Origin of the sequence: Arthrobacter sp. (assembly GCF_031179985.1) — a bacterium.
Taxonomy (GTDB): Bacteria; Actinomycetota; Actinomycetes; order Actinomycetales; family Micrococcaceae; genus Arthrobacter.
In genome coordinates this window covers 1-7,067 of record NZ_JAPSHJ010000086.1, presented here as the reverse complement: position 1 = coordinate 7,067, position 7,067 = coordinate 1, and the positions used below count along the sequence as shown (strand labels likewise).

Genomic DNA, 7,067 nt, shown 5'->3' with positions numbered 1-7,067 from the left:
CGGCGGAACCCCGAGCTGGCCGTTGTGCCGTGTTCAGAAGTCGCGAGGACCTGTTCCTGGGTCACGGGCGGTTTCCTGCGCTTTTGCCCGAGCCGACTTTGACTACGGGGCCGGGAAGCTGAGTCGGCGCCGGCGCGGCGGTACAGGCGGCAGGGCCGAGGGCACGGTCTGCTCAGGAGAGCCATTGTTCAGGACGAGCGGGGCCAGCTGGTTGGCGAAGGCCCACCCCCGGTCAGAGTCGGTCTTGTGCTGCCACAGAAACGCCCCTCGGATCGTTGGGAACTCCTCCTCAATCGCCTTCCAGGCAGTGAGGATCTGCTGGATGGAGGAGTAGTTTGGCATGCTCTCCATGCCGAAACCCACGACGATCTTGCTCGCGTCCCCTCCAGCCACGTTCTGCACCCAATCGCGCGTGGTCTTGATGATATACGCCGGGTCAGCCAGCCCCGGGCCGTCATAAAACTGCGGCCCTGCGTAGGCCATGAGGTCTTTCGACAGGGCCTCGCGGATCATCGCCTTGTCCTCGGCCTTCGATGGGGAAGGCGGGGACGTGATGCTGAAGTCCTGGCCGAACCTGCGCTTCAGCTCTGCGAACATCCACAGATACTCTGCGGTGTTCGGTGTGGCCTCGGCCTCGAAGGTGTTGAAGTCCACCCCGTCAATCATGGGGCTGGCTGTGGTCCCGCCCAGCTCGGTGTTGATGCGCACGACACTGTCCACGAAACGCTGGCTCACCTCCCGGGAGGAGAAGATGATCCCCTGGCCCGCGCCGCCCGCCGAGAGCAGCACACGCTGGCCCCTGGTGCGGACGGTCCTGATGTCGGCGGAAATGCCGTTCATGCCCCACCCGATGCCCCCGACGTCACCGGAGCGGCCAGCGGCGAACAAGTAGAGCACGTTGTACGCCTGCGGTACCTGTGTTAGCCGGATGCCGGCGTTCCAGCGTGTCCAGTAGGCGGCGACGACTTTGCCGGGCAACCTGGCCACAAGTGCCTCCTCTTCGTTTCCGCTCGGACGGGCGCCAGGATCTCTTCAACCGGACAGTTCCAAGCCGCGGCCGGTAGCATCTTCAGGCAGCTTTGTGGTGGCGCACAGGCCCTTCTCGTTCATTGCGTCCACGATCGCCTGGAGGGCGTCGAGGGACTCGACTCCCGGGCCGTCGTGCATCGTGATAATCGAGCCGTCTCGCATCGAGAGGATCGTGACGTCGACTATCTCCTGGGTGGTCGCGCCCTCGTTGTCTTTGGTGTTTACAATGTTGTCGTCGGCGTGGTTTCCCCAGGACATCACGAGGCGCAGGCCGAGCTCCTGGGCCACCCCGTCCACCTGCCTGTTGGTTGCACCGTAGGGCGGGCGGTAGAGGGTCGGGCGAGGGGCGCCGGCAGCTATCAGGGCCTCGTTTGTCCGCTCCAGCTCACTGTGCACCCATTGCTTTCCCCAGCTTTCCGTGCTGCCGTTGGGCAGCTCCCCGGTCGTCAAATTCGCGTGGTCCCAGGTGTGATTGCCGATAACATGACCGTCGGCAAGGGCGCGAGTCACCGTGCGCTCACGGCCCTTGACCCTCTGGCCGTTCCAGAAGAAGACGGCATCGATGCCGAATCCGTCGAGCGCATCGAGTACCCTCTCGGTGTTCTCGCGCGGGCCGTCATCAAAGGTGAAGGTGACATAGCCACTCGAGCAGTTGTTGTTCAGGGGGCGCTCCACGATCGGAGCGCTCTGAGTTGTGGCGGTGGTGACAGTAGATGTCGGGGCTGAGTGATCCTGAACGACCGTCTGGATCGCTCCGGCGAGGGCGACAGCGGCGGCAGTCGAAGCGGCCACCGCCGTCGCCCTGCCACGGGTCCAAGTCTTGCTGCGAAGCCCTCGACGGGTGTTCATTCTGTCTCTTTCTTGGTGAAGACGAGCCACATGTCGGTCTCACTGTGCTTGCGGGCAGGCATGGTTGCGGTGAGCTCGTAGAACGAGCTGTCCCGGAGGGCTTGGAGCAGCACAGCCTGTCCTGCGTCCTGATCCGGCGCCCCGGTGCTGGCAGAGCGAAGGATCACGGACTCGAACCGTAGGTCCTCCACGGCCACCCTGATGGCTTCCTCCCCTCGGGGATAAAGGGTGAAAGTTGTCTCCCAAGTGATCTCGGGGTGGTCGCGCAGGTGGTACTTCAGGGAGTCTGTCGCCGAGGAGATGTAAATGCCCGGCCTTGGCTCGTCCTCGATCACATCCAGGACGGGCTGAATGTTGACCCAGGAGTTGTACATGGCGCCCGAGCGGGAAACTCCGAACAACAGGGCCGTCAGCAGCAGCACCGTCACCGGGAGCAGCTTCCATGTGCGCCTGGACAGCTTCGCCAGGGCGTAGCCAGCCAGAGGAGCCAGGAAGAGCGCTGAGTAGGCCATGTACTTGTCGAATGGGAAGCCCTCGCCGAGGATCAGTTGCGCGGCGGGCAGAGCAATGCCGACGCCGAGCAGCCCCAGTCCCAGCACGGCATGACCCCGCCCGCGCCGGGCCATCAACAGTCCGCCCGCCAGTGCGATGAGGATGAGGATGCCAATGTCGAGCGCCACCCATGCCACGAGCTCACCCGTGGAGCGCGGGCTGAGCGCGGGTCGGTCGGAGGTGGTGAAAGCGATGCCTGCGGCAATCTGATGCGACCACGCGAGCCAGGCGGCAGCAGAGATCGCTGCTGCGACGACGCCGGCAAGGACTGCGCGCCAGCGCGGCAAGGTCAGGAACACCACGCTGAGAATCACCGGGATGAAGATCGCGCCGGTGTACTTCATGACGGGAACGAGGCCGAGGAGCACCCCGGTTGCCACTGCCGACGGTGCGCCCTTCTGGACGCCTGTCCAGAACGCGCCGGCCAGCATGGCGATGACCAGGGCGTCGAAGGTGGCCAGGGCACCGGCGATCACGACAGGCCCGGTCAGACCGAAGACGGCAGCGGCGAGCATACCCTCACTCCGATACCCCAGGTCGGCCAGCGCCCGGTAGACGAAGATCGTCGCCGCCAGCACACACAGCAAGCTGAACGCCCTGACCAGTACGAGCCCCCCGAGGGTGTCCAGGACGGCAGCAAACACGGGGTAGACGAACGGCACGCCGGAGAACGAGTCGCCGTAGGCTTCGACGCCGTCGCCGGTCAGCCAGTGCGTGAGGTAGTCGTGCCCTGCGTTGATGTAGAGCGCCTCATCGATAAAGGCCGTGTTGGACAGCCGCAGGCTGAGTGCAGCCAGCAGGGCGAGCAGCGCAATCAGCGGTGCGCGACCCACCCAGAGAGGTGTGCTCTCGACCTGGAGCTTGGCTGGCAGGGCTTGGCTTACGGCCTCATTCCAAGCGGGGCGACGGTACGTGTTGACAGGGCGAATGAGGGCGTCAGTCATGTCTGCTCCCTCCTCGGAGGCAGTGTGGTGTCGTGCTTGTGCTTGGGCAGGATGCGGCGTACCGCGATCCCGAGAATCACCATCGTGAGAGTTGTCAGCCCGGTGACCCCGGCCATGAAGCCGTCATGCGTGACCTCCTCCAAAAGGCCCAGGAAAGTCTCCATCAGGTCAGCCACTCCTTCTCTCCACCACGCAGCGCAAGGCGCAGAGCCCTCCAGTACGCGACCGACTGGTATGTCTCGTAAATCCACAGCGGGATGATGACGGTGGCGTAGATCCGCGCCTTCCAGCCTGCGTTCCAAGTGGCGACCAACTGGTCGAGCATGAACACCGGGATGATCAGCAGCCAGAACGGGTGGAACGACACACCCTCGAAGGCCAGGGCATAGCCCCAAGTCGCCAGCATCAGCAGGGGTATGACGCTGCGGAAGTACGTCCACGCCTGCACGGCCCAGGCCTTGCGGGTATGCTCCACGAATCCATAGGTGAACAGGGTCTCCAGCGTCCCCCGCTGCCAGCGCAACCGCTGGACCATCCAGTCGTGCCACGTCGGCATCACGTCCGTGACGACGATGCAGTCGACGGCGCACCGAGGGTCGTAGCCCACCCGCTTCAGCGCCACGGTCAGCTCGTAGTCCTCCGTGAGTGAGGACTCGTCGTAGACCAGTCCCTCCACTCCGGGGATGACACTGCTGCCTCGCATCTCGGCTACCTTCCGCAGCGCTTCGACTGTGAACATGGTGGCCGCCCCTGACAACACATGGATGCGCCCGGCACGCCGATGCACCGTGCGCAGCCCCTGGGTGTACTCGATTTTCTGGAGAAGGGCCACGCGTGAGGGTTGGTCCGCGGCAAGGTAGGAGCCACTGATTCCTCCCCGCAGCGGCCAGCGCTCGAAGTAGGCCATGCCGGCAGCCACGAAGTCATGGTTCAGGCGGCTGTCTGCGTCCATCATCAGCACGACGTCTTGGGGCTGAAGAGCGGGGAGGACCATGGCGAGTCCCTGATTGAGCGCGCCGGCCTTTCTGGCGGTGTTGTCCCAGGTCTCCAGGACTTCCACCCCCATGGCATTTGCGATGGCCACGGTGCCGTCTGTGCAGTTGTCCGCCGCAACGAGGATGTGGTCGGGGGTCTGGGTCTGGCGGCGCAAGCTATCAATGGTCTGAGCGATCCCGATCTCTTCGTTGTGCGCTGGGATGATCGCGATCACCCGTGCCGGCGGCCGGGGCTTCTCAACGGCCTGCGCTAGCGGGCTCTGGCTGAGGTAGTTGCTTAGTTTCACCACCAACCTCCCCGCCGGACTTCGGCGCAGCGGGGGCTGCCCACCTTGGTGCGCTCCTGCTGCTTTATGTCAAAAGTCATGGTGCTCCCGGTGAGAATTTCGAAGTTTTGTTTCTATACAGGCGTACTGCAATGGCGCGCAGGTCATGATCATGTCCTGCAATGCAGGCCTTCTTAGACGTGTCAGGTTTGAAGTACCGTCCGTTATTCACGGACCTGCCTTGAGGGCGTCAGCCCCAAACTTTGGTATGAACCGGCGAGGATGCCATTTGCCCCGAACGAGCGGTTGTGACCACTGCCGCTTCGGGACTTCTAACTACAGCGCCGCTTTCTCGACGATGAAGTCAGCCTAGGTTGCCGCCAGCGGACTCTACCTAAAAGCGATTACCTGTTTCCGAAGTATGGGGCTACTTGGACTACTCCCTTTTGAGCAGCAACCTGTGGCGGTGCCTCTGCCCTCCTCGGGGCCGATCTTTGTGCTGTTACCTAACTGGGGTTCGGGCATCGTATTGACGATGTCAGGTAATCGCCTTGCTGATCAGCGAAGATGGTCGGAGGCAACCGTTGTGACACATACAGAAAGTTGCTGATATTTCTGTCACGCAGCAATGGCCATGACGAAAGTGCCCGCCACGTTGATTGGCGAAACGGCTAATACTGTCCCTTGTGGCACTCTTGAAATAATCGACTTATTTCGCAGAGGGACGTAATTTTCGTCGTTTTCATATTGTCAGCCGTGGCCAAACCATGGTTGGAAGCTCTGCCCGCGAAGGGTCTTCGACTGACCCGCGTCCCCGCCCTCAACTTCGAAGCCCATTTAGGTTGCGCTCGACTAAGACCGACGCAGGCCTCGGGGTTTTACGACTTCCCGTTCGTCACTCCTGACAGGACAAGTGGGCGTACGACGGCGGCCGCGTGCCGCCGTCGTACGCCGTTCATTCACCCCGGGTCAGCAGGGCTTGGGTGGCCCGCTGGGGTCGTCTGCGCCGGCGATGCGCCAGATGGTCCCGTCCCAGGTCATCCGGTATTCGATGGTCCAGTCGGAGCAGGTCTGGCCGTCCCGGCCGTCGGCTGCAGCCTGCTCGGTACGCAGGACCGCGTCCACAGTCAGCTGATCGCCGGATCCATTGATGGCGTTCACTGTCAAAGCCCGCCAGAACGACGTTTTCAGGCCGGCCTTCCACGTTTCAAACCCCTCCACCTCCGCCTGCAGTTCAGGCGTCATTACAGCGAAGGCCGCTTCGTACGCGGCGCGGTTGATCGCTTGGCCGTGCCGGAGCAGGCTCTGAATCACTCCGGACGCCTGCTCATGGTCCGCATTGTTGGTGGTGATGATGTTGCTGGTGGTGGTTTCCGCATGGCTCCTGCAGTCCGCGGAAGGCAGGGGCGTGTTGCGCTGGGCCCAGTCCGTTGCGGCTGCTGCGGCCGTGGACGCCTGCACGGCGTACCCTACGCCCTCGGCCCCGAAATCGTTCACATCACGGGTCCCGAGCACCCACGCCCTTTTGGCACTCACCACTCCCGCTACGCGGCCTTCCATCAACACCAGCGGGCCGCCGCTGTTGCCGGGATTGATCGCCGTGTCGGTTTGGATCAGCCCGCGGCGTGTCCCTGTATCGCTCTCCAGTTCCTGGTCCAGGGCGCTGACCCGTCCTGACGTGAAGGTCAGGCCGCTGTCCAAGGGGAATCCCAAAGCAGCTACCTCAACTCCCTGGGCCGGCAGGGCAGTTGCGAACTTGAACTGATGGCCCGTGAGCGGAGTTGGAGTCTTGAGCAGGGCCAGGTCGTGGGTGTCATTGATTCCCAGGACCCGGGCGGAGGTGAACTGGTCATTAACGGAGACGTTGATCGCTACTTCATTCTTGGCCACGTGGGCCGCTGTCATGATCAGGTCCTCTCCGACGAGGAACCCCGTACCCGACCCGCCACCTTCGCACAGGGTCACAGCAAGTTCGGCCACCCCGGACTTGACCAGCTGGAAGGTTTCGGCCCAATCTTCTGGCGCCGGGGTACCCGTCGGAGTGGGCGTCGCCGACGCCGTCGCTGTCTGCGTTGCTGTTTCTGGTGGTGGCGTTTCCTGGGGAGGTGCCTGCTGTGGCACGCAGGCTGTCGCCAGCAGCAGCACCAGGAAGGCCGGGGCAACACGGACTATTGTCTTAGGGGCTGTGAACGTCATATAGGGCATCCTTTTCCACGGGTTTCGTCCCGCCCAGCCCAGCCCCGGTGCAGTAGGGTCACGCTAGCAACAGCCCGCAGCTCAACAAGCGCGACACGCGGACAGTCGGCCCGCTGGGCCTGACCTTCGTGGCCGACCCGCTTGGAAGGCCTTCAGGCGTGATGAATATACGGGGCCGGTAAGATGTGCCGGTGACCAGAAACAGCGGGCGGCGCAGGATAACCAGGCAGGAGTGG

General features: G+C 63.4%; 6 protein-coding genes. All 6 read right to left on the bottom strand.

The genetic code is table 11. The features are described from left to right. Positions 1 to 102: 102 nt before the first annotated feature. Positions 103 to 987, bottom strand: coding sequence for a glycosyl hydrolase family 18 protein (locus RIN13_RS19770; RefSeq protein ID WP_309109020.1), 885 nt, complete (start codon positions 985 to 987; stop codon positions 103 to 105). 45 nt (positions 988 to 1,032) lie between these two features. Next, a complete protein-coding gene (locus RIN13_RS19765) occupies positions 1,033 to 1,878 on the bottom strand; it encodes a polysaccharide deacetylase family protein (protein ID WP_309109019.1) in 846 nt (281 codons plus the stop codon). Then, the gene (locus tag RIN13_RS19760; RefSeq protein WP_309109018.1) at positions 1,875 to 3,374 is read right to left on the bottom strand and encodes a hypothetical protein; all 1,500 of its coding nucleotides are present in this window, start codon (positions 3,372 to 3,374) and stop codon (positions 1,875 to 1,877) included. Before RIN13_RS19760 ends, RIN13_RS19765 begins: the two co-directional genes overlap by 4 nt. Continuing rightward, complete coding sequence (locus tag RIN13_RS19755) at positions 3,371 to 3,550, bottom strand: hypothetical protein (protein WP_309109017.1); 180 nt, start codon at positions 3,548 to 3,550, stop codon at positions 3,371 to 3,373. The genes RIN13_RS19760 and RIN13_RS19755 overlap by 4 nt, the downstream gene beginning before the upstream one ends. Further along, positions 3,538 to 4,656 carry a glycosyltransferase family 2 protein gene (locus RIN13_RS19750; protein ID WP_309109016.1) on the bottom strand — a complete coding sequence of 373 codons (1,119 nt, stop codon included), beginning with the start codon at positions 4,654 to 4,656 and terminating at the stop codon, positions 3,538 to 3,540. The genes RIN13_RS19755 and RIN13_RS19750 overlap by 13 nt, the downstream gene beginning before the upstream one ends. 948 nt (positions 4,657 to 5,604) lie before the next feature. Beyond that, complete coding sequence (locus RIN13_RS19745) at positions 5,605 to 6,831, bottom strand: serine protease (protein WP_309109015.1); 1,227 nt, start codon at positions 6,829 to 6,831, stop codon at positions 5,605 to 5,607. Positions 6,832 to 7,067 lie beyond the last annotated feature (236 nt).